We start from the raw sequence: 12,177 nt of genomic DNA, 5'->3' as shown, positions 1-12,177 counted from the left end.
GGCATGTCCGGGCGCACCGGCTGCCGCCGGGTCAGGCCTGTTCTTCCTCGGTTTCCACATGCGCCACCCGGGCGCCAGCCTTGTTAGAGGTCACGACCCCCAGCGATTTCAGCTTGCGGTGCAGCGCCGAGCGTTCCATGCCGACAAAAGACGCGGTGCGGCTGATATTGCCGCCAAAGCGGTTGATCTGGGTCAGCAGGTATTCCCGCTCGAACGCCTCCCGCGCTTCGCGCAGCGGCAGGGTCGCCAGCGCGCCGGACAGCACCACCCGGCCCTCCTCTTCGGTCTTTTCCTCTTCGCGCGGCAGGTCCTTGGCCTCGATCGGGCCGCTGCCGTCGCCCAGGATCAGCACCCGTTCCACCAGGTTCTTGAGCTGGCGCACGTTGCCCGGCCACGGCATCGTCTGCATCAGCGCCACAGCTTCCTCGGTCAGCTCCCGCAGCGGCAGTCCCTGAGCCTCGTTGAACTGGGAGATGAAATAATTGGCCAGCAGCGGAATATCCTCGCGCCGGTCCGCCAGCGACGGCACCGCAACCGGCACCACGTTCAGGCGGTGGTACAGCTCCTGCCGGAAGGTGCCGGCCTCGATCTCCGCATCCAGATTCTTGTTGGTGGAGGACACCACCCGCAGATCGACGCGGATCTTGTCCGAGCCGCCAACCCGCTGGAACTGCTGATCCACCAGCACCCGCAGGATCTTGGACTGGGTGCCCGGCGGCATGTCCGCCACCTCGTCAAAGAACACCACGCCGCCATGCGCCTGTTCCAAGAGGCCGGGCTCGACCCCGCGCTCAGAGGATTCGCGGCCGAACAGCACGTCTTCCATCCGGTCCGGTTCGATACTGGCGCAGTTCACGGTGATGAAAGGCGCCGACGCCCGGTTCGAATTGGCGTGGATGTAGCGCGCCGCGATTTCCTTGCCGCTGCCGGCCGGACCGGTCAGCATCACCCGGCCGTTGGATTTGGTCACCTTGTCCAGCTGGCCCAGCAGGGTGCGGAACGCGGCGGAGGTGCCGATCATATCCGCCGGACCGGTCTCCTTGCGCTTGAGGTCGGAGTTTTCGCGGCGCAGGCGTGAAGTTTCCATCGCGCGGCGGATCACCACCATCAGCTGGTCGATGTTAAAGGGCTTCTCGATGAAGTCATAGGCGCCCTGTTTGATCGCGGCGACCGCGATTTCGATATTGCCGTGGCCGGAAATGATCACCACCGGGATGTCCGGCGTGTCCCGTTTGACCGTCTTCAGGATGTCGATGCCGTCCATCTGGCTGTCCTTCAGCCAGATATCCAGGATCATCAGCGCGGGCTTGGCCTCTTCCAGCCGGGCCATGCACTCATCCGAACTGCCGGCCTTGCGGGTGGCATAGCCTTCGTCCTCGAGAATGTCCGAGACCAGCTCACGGATATCCCGCTCATCATCTACAATCAGAATGTCACTCATGTCAGACCTGCTTTCACTGTGCTCTTGTTAGGCGCCGCCGCTTTTTTGGCTGCGGCGGGCAGGCGGATCACCGCCATTGCGCCGTTATGCGCGTGTCCCTCGAACACCGGGCCATCTTCCAGCGTCAGCGTGCCCCCGTGCTCTTCGATGATTTTCTTGACGATCGGCAGCCCCAGCCCGGTGCCCGCATCGCGCGTGGTCACATAAGGCTCAAACAGCCGCGCCCGGTCTTCGGGCAGACCGATGCCATTGTCGGCGATGCGGATCTCGTAGAAGTTGCCCGTCTTCTCCGCTGCCACCCGGATCTGAGGCACCAGACCGTCCGGAGCGCCCTTGTTCTGCAGGCTTTCAATAGCTTCGCCTGCATTCTTGATCAGATTGGTCAGCGCCTGGCCAATCATCGTCGCATCCAGATCCGAGGGCATCTGCTCCTTTGGCAGCTTGGCCGTAATCCGGACATCCGGCTGTCCCTGCTGCTGCAGGATCACCGCGTCCCGCACCAGTTTCACCAGATCCTCCTCGCGCCGCTCCGGTTCCGGCATGCGGGCGAATTTCGAGAACTCATCGACGATCCGGCGCAGGTCGTTGGTCTGGCGCACGATCACGTCGGTCATGGATTGCAGCTGATCGCTGTTTTCCTCACCCAGCTTCGGCGCGAACTTGCGCTTGATCCGCTCCGCGCTCAGCTGGATCGGGGTCAGCGGGTTCTTGATCTCATGCGCGATACGGCGGGCCACATCGCCCCAGGCCGCCATCCGCTGCGCGCTGACCAGATCGGTCACATCGTCAAAGGCCACCACATAGCCTTCCAGGCCGCCCTCTTCGGACCGGCGCGGCGACATCCGGACCAGCAGGTTTTCCAGCCGCCCCTGGCGGGTCACCTTGATTTCCTCCTGGACCACCTCGGCGCCAGTGCCGATGAGTTCAGAAAACAGCGGTCCGAACTCCGGCACGGACACGGCCAGCGCCAGCGACTGCTGGTCCTCCTGCCAGTCCAGAAGGCGTTCGGCAGAGCGGTTCACGAAGGTCACCCGCCCGTCGGCGTCCAGCCCCACAACCCCGGACGTCACCGACGACAGCACCGAGTCAAACAGGCGGCGGCGGCGTTCGATCTGCCGGGTGTTGTCCAGCAGGCGGCTGTGCTGCCCCTTCAGCTCGCGGGTCATCTGGTTGAAATACTGGCCCAGCTGGGAAATCTCGTCGCCGCCGTCATCAACCGGAACCTGCACGTCCAGATCGCCGGAGCCGACCCGCTGCGCCGCGACCGTCAGCCGCCCCACAGGCCGCGACAGCCGCTCGGCAAACCACATGCCCAGCCACATCGCCGCCAGGATCAGGATCAGCGCAAAGCCGATATAGAGCAGCGCAAATTCAAACAGCACCCGGCCGCGTTCGCTTTCCAGCTGCTGATAAAGATGGGCGGTTTCCTGGGTGTCATCCAGCAGGTTCAGCAGCTCGCCGTCCACATCGCGGCTGATGTACAAAAACCTGTCGACAAAGGCGTTCAGCTGCACCAGGGCGCGAAACTCGCTGTTGTCCCAATCCTCGATCAGCAGCATGCCGTCTTCGCGGGCCGCCTCCAGCTGGCGGCTGTTGGGCCGTTCGAAATCAAACTCATAGGAGCGTTCGCCGCGCGCCCGGATCTGCCCGCCGCTGTCGAGGATATAGGCCTCGCGCAGGCCGCGCTGGATCTGCAGCTGGCCTTGTGCCAGCACCTGCCGCAGCTCAGCGTCGTTGATGAAGAAACTGCGGGTGCGGCTGCCGTCCAGATAGCGCGCAAGGGCCCGGGCATCTTCGCTCAGGTCGCCCTTCTGCTGTGCCTGATACGCTTCTGCGGCGGCCAGCGAACTGCCAATCACCTGGCGCACCCGCTGCGAAAACCAGCCCTCAAGCCCGACATTCACCGTCAGCACCGCAAAAACCGCGACAATGACCGTGGGGATCAGCGCCAGAAAGCCAAAGGCCCCGATCAGCCGCAAATGCAGGCGGGAGCCGGCCGATTTCGAGCGCCGCGCCGCAAACAGGCGCACGATCTGCGCCATCACCAGCGCCGCGATGGTCAGGATATAGACCAGATCCGCCAGCAGGATCAGCCGCAGCGACCGCGAGGACGCCCCCTGCCCCAGCGGGCCGATGATCAGGAATGTCGCCAAGGCAAGCACCGGCCCCAGCAGAACCAGGCCAATGGTGCCGATATTGCGGGCGCGGCGGGTCTTCCCCCACCGGTCAATGGCCGCAAGCGGCCCGTATGCTGCCCTCAGATGTGACTTATACGCCACCCACTGCCCTCATCCTGATGTGCGACTCTTTGCGAGTCACCGCCATATCTCGTGGCCCTGCCTAGGAAATTCACGGCAAAGCCACATTTCTGTGGCGATATTACATCAGTTTGCGGCGGCGTGTCACCTCAATATCAAGATCGGTGATCTTCTTACGCAAGGTATTGCGGTTGATGCCCAGCAGCTCGGCGCATTTTGCCTGATTGCCGCCCGTCGCTGTCAGCGCAATCTCGATCAACGGTGTCTCCACCTCGCGCAGCAGCCGCATGTACAGGCCCGGCGGCGGCAGCATGTCGCCGTGCAGGTCGAAGTAGCGCTGCAAGTGGCGGCCGACGGCTTCGGACAGTTTCTCGCTGGACAGGCCAGCCACCGCGGGCTCCGGCCCGGACTGCGGCCCCAGCACAGCGGCGGCATCGGCCTGGGTGATCTCCTCGCCGCGGGCGGTCAAGGCCAGGCGGCGCACCGCGTTTTCCAGCTGCCGCACATTGCCCGGCCAGCCGAAATGGCGCAGCACCTCGCGCGCGCCCTCGCTCAATACCCGGTGCGGCGCGCCCTCGTTCTCGGACCGGATCAGGAAATGCTCCGACAGCAGCGGAATATCCTCGACCCGCTCGCGCAGGGCCGGCACATGCAGCGCGGTGCCGCAGATCCGGTAATACAGGTCCTGGCGCAGCGCGCCTGCCTCCATCGCCGCCGCCAGGTCTTTCTGGCTGGAGGCGATGAAGCGCGGCGCATGGTCGCCGGGGCTGTCCATCATCCGCACCAGCCGCGCCTGCGCCTCTTCCGGCAGGTCGGCCAGCTCATCAATCACCAGCGTGCCGCCCTTGGCCTGCGCCAGCAGCCGCGCCGGGCCTTCCAGCTCAATCAGGCTGGCGGCGTCGGCATGCACAAACGGTAGGGTCCGGCGATCTGAGAAATCGTGAATAGCCTGCGCGATCAGGGACTTGCCCGTCCCGCTTTCCCCGGTGATCAGCAGCGGAAGATCGGTGTTCATCACCCGTGCAATCAGCCGGTACAGCGTCTGCATCACCTCGCTGCGGCCGATCAGCGGCAGCTCCTCCGGCCGTTCCCGCACCTCACCCTTGGCGGCCGCCGGCGCCACCCGCTTGGCCGACAGCGCCTTGGCGGTGCGCTTCATCAGCTCCGGCAGGTCAAAGGGTTTGGGGAGGTAGTCATAGGCCTCCGCCTCTTCCGCCTTGATTGCCGTCATGATGGTGTTCTGCGCCGAGATCACGATCACCGGCAGCCCGGGCCGGTCCGCCTGGATCTTGGGCAGCATCTCCAGCCCGTTTCCGTCCGGCATCATCACATCCGAAATCACGACGTCGCCCTTGCCCTCGCCCACCCAGCGCATCAGCGTGGTCAGCGAGGAGGTCGCATGCACCTTGCAGCCTGCACGGGTCAGCGCCTGGGTCAGAACGGTGCGGATGGTGCGGTCGTCGTCAGCGACCAGAACGGTGCCGTCCATGAATCAGCTCTCCTGAGGTTTTGCGTCACGCGGCACGCGCGACAGCGACAGCCGGAACACCGTGCGCCCGGGAACCGAGCTTACCGAGATCCAGCCATTATGCTCCGAGACGATCTTGCTCACCAAAGCAAGACCCAGCCCGGTCCCATTCTCCCGGCCCGACACAAACGGGTCGAAGATGTCATCCTTGATATTCTCCGGCAGCCCCGGCCCGTCGTCGATGATCTCGATCTGCAAGGGCAGCAGCTTGCCGGTTCCGTCACTGCGGCGCAGCCGGAAGGAATGTTCGTAAAAGGTGCGGATGCGGATATGCCCGCCCTTGGGATCAGCCGCTTCCGAGGCGTTCTTCAGCAGGTTCAGCACCACCTGCAAAAGCTGGTCCGCATCGCCCCAGGCCATCGGCAGCGACGGGTCATAACCTTCGGTGATGGTCATATGCGCCCCGAAGCCCAGCAGCGCCGAGCGGCGCGCCCGGTCCAGCACGTCATGCAGGTTCACCGGCTTGAACTCCGGTTCTGTCAGGTTGCCGAACTGCTCCACCTGCTCCAGAAGCTTCACGATACGGCGGCTTTCGCTGACGATCAGGTCGGTCAGCTCCAGATCCTCCGGTCCCAGCCCCATGCTGAGAAGCTGCGCCGCCCCTGTGATCCCCGCCAGCGGGTTCTTGATCTCATGCGCCAGCATCTCCGCCATGCCGATGGCCGAGGCCGCGGCGGATTTGGCGGAATGGGTCTGGGTCATCCGCCCGGCCAGCTCGCGCGGGGTGACCATCAGCAGCATCACCCCCTCCTGGCCCTGCAGCGAGGCGATCTGCACCCCGCATTGCAAAGGCGCCCGGCTGCCGGACCCGACGTCGATGTCGTTCACGAACAGCGGCGTGCCCTGCACCCGGGCGCGGGCAAAGGCATCCTCGATCGGCGCGTCAATCGCCAGCGTGTCCCAGACCGGCTGGCCCAGCAGCGCCTTGCGGGAGGTGTTCAAGAATCCTTCTCCGGCCGCGTTCACATCCGCGATCTTGTCCCAGGCGTCGATCAGGAACGCAGGCACCGGCAGAGAGGCCCAGAGGGCGGCGCTGTCCATCATGCGGCAGCCTCCGCATCCCGCGCGCTCAGCGCCTCCGGCAGCAGGGCCAGAACGTCTGCTGGGTCTTTCTCTGTCAGCACCGCCCGGCGCATGGCCGGGCCGGTCCCGGCCTCATCCATGTACCAGCCCAGATGCTTGCGCGCGACGCGCACGCCCAGTTCCGGCCCGTAAAACGCGAGCATCGCCTTGTAATGCTCTGAAACCATTGCAATCAGCGCCGCTCCCTCGGGGACGTCCGGTGCCGGGGTGCCCCACAGATGATGCGCCACCTCCGCCAGCAGCCAGGGTTTGCCTTCGGCGCCGCGCCCGATCATCACACCATCGGCGCCCGACAGCTCCAGCGCCTGCCTGGCAGAGGCCGTGTCCACGATATCGCCATTGGCCAGCACCGGCACGTTCACCGCGTCCTTGACGGCCCGGATCGCCGCCCAATCCGCCGACCCCTTGTAGAACTGGCAGCGGGTGCGGCCGTGGATCGTCACCATCTGCACCCCGGCCTCCGCCGCGCGGCGCGCCACATCCGGGGCGTTCAGGCAGTGATCGTCCCAGCCCAGCCGCGTCTTCAGCGTGACCGGCACATCCACCGCGCCGACCACAGCCTCGATCAGCCGCAGCGCGTGGTCGGGCGTTTTCAGCAGGGCCGAGCCGGAATAGCCGTTGGTCACCTTCTTGGCCGGGCAGCCCATGTTGATGTCGATGATCCGCGCGCCCTGCCCCGCGACCTGCTTGGCAGCCTCGGCGATCCAGTATTCCTCGCGCCCTGCAAGCTGCACCGCGGTGTTTTCCGCATCGGCGCTCAGCTCCGCGCGTTCCCGCACGCCGGGCTTGGCCTGCACCATCTCCTGGCTTGCCACCATCTCGCTCACCATCAGCCCCACCCCGAAGGAGCGGACCAGATCCCGGAACGGGCGGTCGGTGATTCCGGCCATCGGCGCCAATGCAATCGGCGGAGACATGGAGGTGGTTCCAAGCGTGAAGGACAACTGCCTAATCCTTGTGCAACTGAAGCTTTTTTATCCGAAGTCACTGCTATGCAGCAATGAAACCGCCCTGTGCAAGGCACTGCCAGCCCTCATTTGCCTAATTATTAGGCACTTTCCGCCAGGTGATTGCCTATCTCCGCGCCACCTCATAAACAAAGGCCGGATTTGCAACGAGGCCTTCATGACCACAGCCGCCCTGATCGTCGCCGCCGGACGCGGCACCCGCGCAGGCGGCGGCACCCCCAAGCAATGGCGCCCGCTGAAGGGCCGCCGGGTGATCGACTGGACGCTGGACGCCTTTGAAAAGGCGGGCGTGGACTTTACCGTACTGGTTCTCTCGGCAGACGACCAACAGGCTTGGGAGGCCTTCTCCGGCCAGCCCGCACTGATCCTCGCCAAAGGCGGAGCCGAGCGCGCGGCCTCGGTCCTGAACGGGCTGAAGGCTTTGGACGCACAAGGGGTGGACAAGGTGCTGATCCACGACGCCGCCCGTCCCTGTGTCAGCTCCGCTCTGATCCGCAGTATCATCAGCGCGTTGGACGATGGGCCTGCAGCGGCCCCGGCGCTGGCCGTGACCGATGCGCTTTGGACCGGTGCCGGGGGCAGCGTGACCGGCACCCAGGACCGCAGCGGCCTGTTTGGAGCCCAAACGCCGCAGGGCTTCCGCTATCAGGAGATCCTTGCCGCACACCTGGCCCACCCGGGCGGCGCGGCGGATGACGTGGAGGTCGCCCGCGCCGCAGGCCTTGACGTCCGCATCATTCCGGGCGAGCCCGACAACATCAAAATCACCCGCCCCGAGGACTTCGCCCGGGCGGAGCGCATACTGGGAGCAGACATGGATATCAGGCTTGGCAATGGCTACGACGTGCACCGGTTCGGCCCCGGTGACAGCGTGATCCTCTGCGGTGTCGAAATCCCGCACGAAAAGACCCTGCAAGGCCACTCCGACGCCGATGTGGGCATGCACGCCGTCACCGACGCCATCTATGGCGCGCTGGCGCAGGGCGACATCGGCCAGCACTTCCCGCCCTCTGACCCGCAGTGGAAGGGCGCCGCCAGCGAAATCTTCCTGCGCCACGCCGCCAATCTGGCCCGCGAGATGGGCTTCACCCTCTCCAACGTCGACTGCACCCTGGTCTGCGAATACCCCAAGGTCGGCCCGCATGCGGCCAAGATGCGCGCCGTCATGGCAGAAATCCTCGGGATCAGCGCGGACCGTGTTTCGATCAAGGCCACGACCTCCGAACGCCTCGGCTTTACCGGCCGCGGCGAAGGCATCGCCGCCATCGCCACTGCAGCTCTGGTGAAGACATGAAGACATCGCGTCTGGCTTTCCTGATCGGCACCGTCGGCGGCATCGGTTACCTGCGCCCGGCCCCCGGCACCTGGGGCTCCCTCGCCGCGCTTCCCATGGCCTACGCACTGCATCAGATGGGCGGGTTTCTCCTTCTGGCGCTGGCGACTGTGGTCTGCATGATCGTCGGCGTCTGGGCGGCGGAGGCGATGACCCGCAACCGCGAGAACATGGACCCCTCGGAATTTGTTCTGGACGAGGTCGCAGGCCAGTTCACCGCGCTCTGGGCTGTCTCTTATCCGGCCTGGGCGCATGATATCGAGATCACCGCCCTGTGGCCGGGCTGGATTGCCGCCTTTGTGCTGTTCCGCCTGTTCGACGTCTGGAAGCCCGGCCCGGTCGGCTGGGCCGACCGCCAAAAAGGCGCCACCGGCGTGATGATGGATGACGTGATCGCAGGCATCCTTGCCGCCATCGGCGTTGTTGCGCTGGCCTTCCTGTCCCACGGTGTTCTAGGGATGTAAGCATGGACACCGCCGAGCTCATCCGCCGCGCCACTGCCGCTGGCATCACCATCGCCACCGCCGAAAGCTGCACCGGCGGCATGATTGCCGCGGCGCTGACGGATATCCCCGGATCCTCCGCGGTGGTGGACCGGGGGTTTGTCACCTACTCAAACGCCGCCAAGATGCAGATGCTGGGTGTCAGGGCAGAAACCCTGGATGCGGTGGGCGCGGTGAGCGAAGAGGTCGCCGCAGAGATGGCCGAAGGTGCCGTGCGGAACGCAGGCGTAACGATTGCCGTCTCCGTCACCGGCATCGCAGGCCCCGGGGGCTCCGAGTTCAAACCGGAGGGCCGCGTCTGCTTCGGCCTCGCGCGCGACCGCCAAAAGACTATCACCGAGACGGTGGAATTCGGCGCCATCGGGCGGGACAAAGTCCGCACCGCGGCCCGCGACCGCGCGCTGGAGCTGCTGGCGCAGGCCATTTCCCAAATCGAACGCGAAACGGGCAGCTGACCCGCTGCGGCGCTCAATTTTTCAGCACTTGCAAAAAAGCCCCGTTTTTGTGCGCGCTGCGCACCCCTGCCGCTTTTTTCTGCGCGGGCTTTCCGCTTTCTCCTGATCCCACCGGTTTTTGAGGGGAAGGAACAATCGGATGAACGGAGCGGATACCGCATGGATCATTGTGGCCACGGCCCTGGTCCTCTTCATGACACTGCCAGGGCTGGCCCTGTTTTACGGCGGCCTTGTGCGTGCCCGCAATGTGCTCAGCGTCTTCATGCACTGCTATGCCATTGCCTGTTTGATGAGCGTTCTGTGGCTGGCCTTCGGCTACACCATTGCCTTCGGAAGCGGCACCAGCGGCCTCTGGGGCGGGCTGGACAAGATGTTCCTGAACGGCGTCACCGCCGACAGCCTGTCGGGCACCCTGCCCGAGGTTCTGTTTTTTGCCTTCCAGATGACATTCGCCATCATCACGCCCGCGCTGATCGTCGGCGCCTATGTGGAGCGTGTGGGCTTCGGCTTTGTGCTCGTGTTCTCCGGCCTTTGGATGCTTCTGTGCTACGCTCCGGTGGTGCATTGGATCTGGGGCGGCGGCTTTCTGGCCGATGGCGGCATCTTCGGCGACACCGGCGTCAGGGACTTTGCCGGCGGCATCGTGGTGCATGAGACCGCAGGTCTGGCCGCACTGATCATCGCCTTCTTTCTGGGCCCGCGCAAAAACCGCACCATCCCGCCGCACAACCCCGGCTATGTGATGATCGGCGCCGCAATGCTGTGGGTCGGCTGGTTCGGCTTCAACGGCGGCTCGCAGCTGGCCGCCGACGGCGGTGCGGCGATGGCGCTGACCGTGACCCATCTCTCTGCCGCTACGGCCTCGCTCAGCTGGGCGCTGTGGGAAAAGATCAAATACGGCAAGGCCTCCCTGGTCGGCATGGTGACCGGCACCATTGCAGGCCTCGCCTCGATCACTCCGGCCTCCGGCTTTGTCGGCCCGGTGGAGGCGCTGATCATCGGGGCGGTTGCCGGCGTGCTGTGCCAGGAGATGGTCAACCTGATCCGCAACAGGATGCAGATCGACGACACGCTGGACGTCTTTGCCGTGCACGGCGTCGGCGGCATCTTCGGCACCATCATGATCGCCGTCTTCGGCGCCGGTGCCTGGGCTGCGCAACTGGGCGCGCTGGTGATCGTCGGGATCTTCACCGTGGTCGTGACCATCGTGCTGGTGAAAGTCTCCGCCGCGATCACATCCCTGCGCGTGGATCTTGAAAGCGAGACCAACGGCCTCGATCTGTCCGTACACGGTGAGCGCGCATACGACATGAACAGCTGACCCCGGCCATGGCGGATGCCGCCACTCACGGCAGAAGGTGCAATTTTTCGCACCGGGCGGGTCCCTTCGGGGACCCGTTTTCCGTTTCCGGGCAAGCCGGTTTCAGGACAAGGGCGTCAGCAGCCAGGCCTGCTCCTGCGCATTGCAGAGTTTGCCGATCCGGCCGTCCGCTGCACGCTCCTGCGCCAGCGTGACCCTGTGGGTGTCCCGGTAAAGCGCCTCGACCGCCTGGCCCGGCACCGAAAACGGCGGCCCGTCCATCAGCGACTGGTCATAGCTGAAGGCGATCAGCAGCTGTTTCGCCGTGCCGGTGATCCGGTTCAGATGCGCGGCATACTTCGCGCGCTCCTCAGGCATCACCGCCACCAGCGCGGCCCGGTCATAGACCGCATCGACCGCACCAAGATGCGCCGCGGCCACGGCAAAGAAATCACCGGCAAAAAGCGTCAGATCCCCGGCCTGATAGCGGATAAGACCCTGCGCGCGGGTGATTTCCGGCGTCAGCCCTTGGCGGGCAAACACCTCTTCCACCGCGCCTTCATTGAACTCCACACCGGTCACGCGCAGCCCCTGCGCGCAAAGCCAGTCCAGATCCAGCGCCTTGCCGCAGAGCGGCACAAAGACGGACTGTCCCGCCGTCAGGCCAAGCGCCGGGAAATGCCTCGTCAGCAAGGAATTGGGGGCTGCCTCATGAAAGCCTGTCCGGTTCTCCCGCCAGCGCGCTTGCCAGAATTCCTGCTCCATTTCAGGGGTGTTCCTTCCGTGGGGTTTGATGGTTTCACCCGGGGATACCGCTTGAAGCCCGCATGAGGTCAACAGGTTTCTGTCCCTCGGCCCCCTAGCGGTACAGCTCCGCCGCGCGGCGCTCGAAGGCGCGCACGATGCGCTGCATCGCCTCGTTGAAGACCACCCCGATGATGCCTTGCAGAACCGCGTTCTTGAATTCGAAATCGACAAAGAAGGACACGTCGCAGGTGCCGTCCTCGCGCGGTGCAAAGGACCAGTTCGATTTCATGTAGCGGAACGGGCCGTCCAGATACTCCGTGTCGATCTTTTTCTCGCCGGGATATAAAGTCACCCGGCTGCCAAAGCGTTCGCGGAAGACCTTGAAGGAGATCACCAGATCCGCCTCCATCACCTCCGCCTCGCCCAGCGGCGCGCGGCTGCGGATGCGGGCGGCAGCGCACCAGGGCAGGAACTGGGGGTATTGCGCGACATCAGCCACGAGATCGTACATCTGCTGCGCCGAATAGGGCATCTGGCGGGTTTCCGAGTGTGTGGGCATCT

11 protein-coding genes are annotated in these 12,177 nt (G+C 65.0%); 4 read left to right on the top strand and 7 right to left on the bottom strand.

Features of this window, described 5'->3' with window-relative positions; all coding sequences use genetic code 11:
* Positions 1-31: 31 nt before the first annotated feature.
* From ntrX to dusB, 5 genes are all read right to left on the bottom strand, one after another.
* Positions 32-1,441: a nitrogen assimilation response regulator NtrX gene (ntrX, locus tag PHA8399_RS14320; protein WP_058286803.1), complete on the bottom strand. Its 1,410-nt coding sequence runs from the start codon at positions 1,439-1,441 to the stop codon at positions 32-34.
* Positions 1,438-3,720 carry a sensor histidine kinase NtrY-like gene (locus PHA8399_RS14315; protein ID WP_058286802.1) on the bottom strand — a complete coding sequence of 761 codons (2,283 nt, stop codon included), beginning with the start codon at positions 3,718-3,720 and terminating at the stop codon, positions 1,438-1,440. Before PHA8399_RS14315 ends, ntrX begins: the two co-directional genes overlap by 4 nt.
* A gap of 100 nt (positions 3,721-3,820) precedes the next feature.
* Entirely contained in the window at positions 3,821-5,188 is a 1,368-nt protein-coding gene (locus PHA8399_RS14310; protein WP_058286801.1) for a response regulator, read from the bottom strand.
* A gap of 3 nt (positions 5,189-5,191) precedes the next feature.
* Complete coding sequence (locus PHA8399_RS14305; RefSeq protein ID WP_058286800.1) at positions 5,192-6,271, bottom strand: two-component system sensor histidine kinase NtrB; 1,080 nt, start codon at positions 6,269-6,271, stop codon at positions 5,192-5,194.
* Entirely contained in the window at positions 6,268-7,254 is a 987-nt protein-coding gene (gene dusB, locus PHA8399_RS14300; protein WP_058286799.1) for a tRNA dihydrouridine synthase DusB, read from the bottom strand. Before dusB ends, PHA8399_RS14305 begins: the two co-directional genes overlap by 4 nt.
* Positions 7,255-7,435: 181 nt before the next feature.
* Here dusB and PHA8399_RS14295 point away from each other — a divergent pair, with 181 nt between their 5' ends.
* From PHA8399_RS14295 to PHA8399_RS14280, 4 genes are all read left to right on the top strand, one after another.
* Positions 7,436-8,572: a bifunctional 2-C-methyl-D-erythritol 4-phosphate cytidylyltransferase/2-C-methyl-D-erythritol 2,4-cyclodiphosphate synthase gene (locus PHA8399_RS14295; RefSeq protein WP_058286798.1), complete on the top strand. Its 1,137-nt coding sequence runs from the start codon at positions 7,436-7,438 to the stop codon at positions 8,570-8,572.
* On the top strand, positions 8,569-9,075 hold the full coding sequence (locus PHA8399_RS14290; RefSeq protein ID WP_058286797.1) for a phosphatidylglycerophosphatase A family protein: 507 nt from the start codon (positions 8,569-8,571) through the stop codon (positions 9,073-9,075). The genes PHA8399_RS14295 and PHA8399_RS14290 overlap by 4 nt, the downstream gene beginning before the upstream one ends.
* A 2-nt stretch (positions 9,076-9,077) precedes the next feature.
* Positions 9,078-9,569 carry a CinA family protein gene (locus PHA8399_RS14285; protein WP_058286796.1) on the top strand — a complete coding sequence of 164 codons (492 nt, stop codon included), beginning with the start codon at positions 9,078-9,080 and terminating at the stop codon, positions 9,567-9,569.
* 139 nt (positions 9,570-9,708) lie between these two features.
* Positions 9,709-10,890 (top strand): ammonium transporter, encoded by a 1,182-nt coding sequence (locus PHA8399_RS14280; RefSeq protein WP_058286795.1) that lies wholly within the window; start codon positions 9,709-9,711, stop codon positions 10,888-10,890.
* 102 nt (positions 10,891-10,992) lie between these two features.
* On the opposite strand, the gene tmpT is transcribed toward PHA8399_RS14280, so the two are convergent.
* Positions 10,993-11,634, bottom strand: coding sequence for a thiopurine S-methyltransferase (gene tmpT / locus PHA8399_RS14275; protein WP_058286794.1), 642 nt, complete (start codon positions 11,632-11,634; stop codon positions 10,993-10,995).
* Positions 11,635-11,728: 94 nt separating this feature from the next.
* Positions 11,729-12,175 carry a type II toxin-antitoxin system RatA family toxin gene (locus tag PHA8399_RS14270; protein ID WP_058286793.1) on the bottom strand — a complete coding sequence of 149 codons (447 nt, stop codon included), beginning with the start codon at positions 12,173-12,175 and terminating at the stop codon, positions 11,729-11,731.
* Positions 12,176-12,177 lie beyond the last annotated feature (2 nt).

Origin of the sequence: Leisingera aquaemixtae, assembly GCF_001458395.1 — a bacterium.
Taxonomy (GTDB): Bacteria; Pseudomonadota; Alphaproteobacteria; order Rhodobacterales; family Rhodobacteraceae; genus Leisingera; species Leisingera aquaemixtae.
The sequence above is the reverse complement of the archived record's forward strand: the minus strand, read 5'-3'. Positions and strand labels throughout refer to the sequence as shown.

Coding starts and splice junctions, on each gene's coding strand:
- ntrX (WP_058286803.1), bottom strand. CDS start 1,441: ATGAGTGACATTCTGATTGTAGATGATGAGCGGGATATCCGTGAGCTG.
- PHA8399_RS14310 (WP_058286801.1), bottom strand. CDS start 5,188: ATGGACGGCACCGTTCTGGTCGCTGACGACGACCGCACCATCCGCACC.
- PHA8399_RS14305 (WP_058286800.1), bottom strand. CDS start 6,271: ATGATGGACAGCGCCGCCCTCTGGGCCTCTCTGCCGGTGCCTGCGTTC.
- PHA8399_RS14295 (WP_058286798.1), top strand. CDS start 7,436: ATGACCACAGCCGCCCTGATCGTCGCCGCCGGACGCGGCACCCGCGCA.
- PHA8399_RS14290 (WP_058286797.1), top strand. CDS start 8,569: ATGAAGACATCGCGTCTGGCTTTCCTGATCGGCACCGTCGGCGGCATC.
- PHA8399_RS14285 (WP_058286796.1), top strand. CDS start 9,078: ATGGACACCGCCGAGCTCATCCGCCGCGCCACTGCCGCTGGCATCACC.
- PHA8399_RS14280 (WP_058286795.1), top strand. CDS start 9,709: ATGAACGGAGCGGATACCGCATGGATCATTGTGGCCACGGCCCTGGTC.
- tmpT (WP_058286794.1), bottom strand. CDS start 11,634: ATGGAGCAGGAATTCTGGCAAGCGCGCTGGCGGGAGAACCGGACAGGC.
- PHA8399_RS14270 (WP_058286793.1), bottom strand. CDS start 12,175: ATGCCCACACACTCGGAAACCCGCCAGATGCCCTATTCGGCGCAGCAG.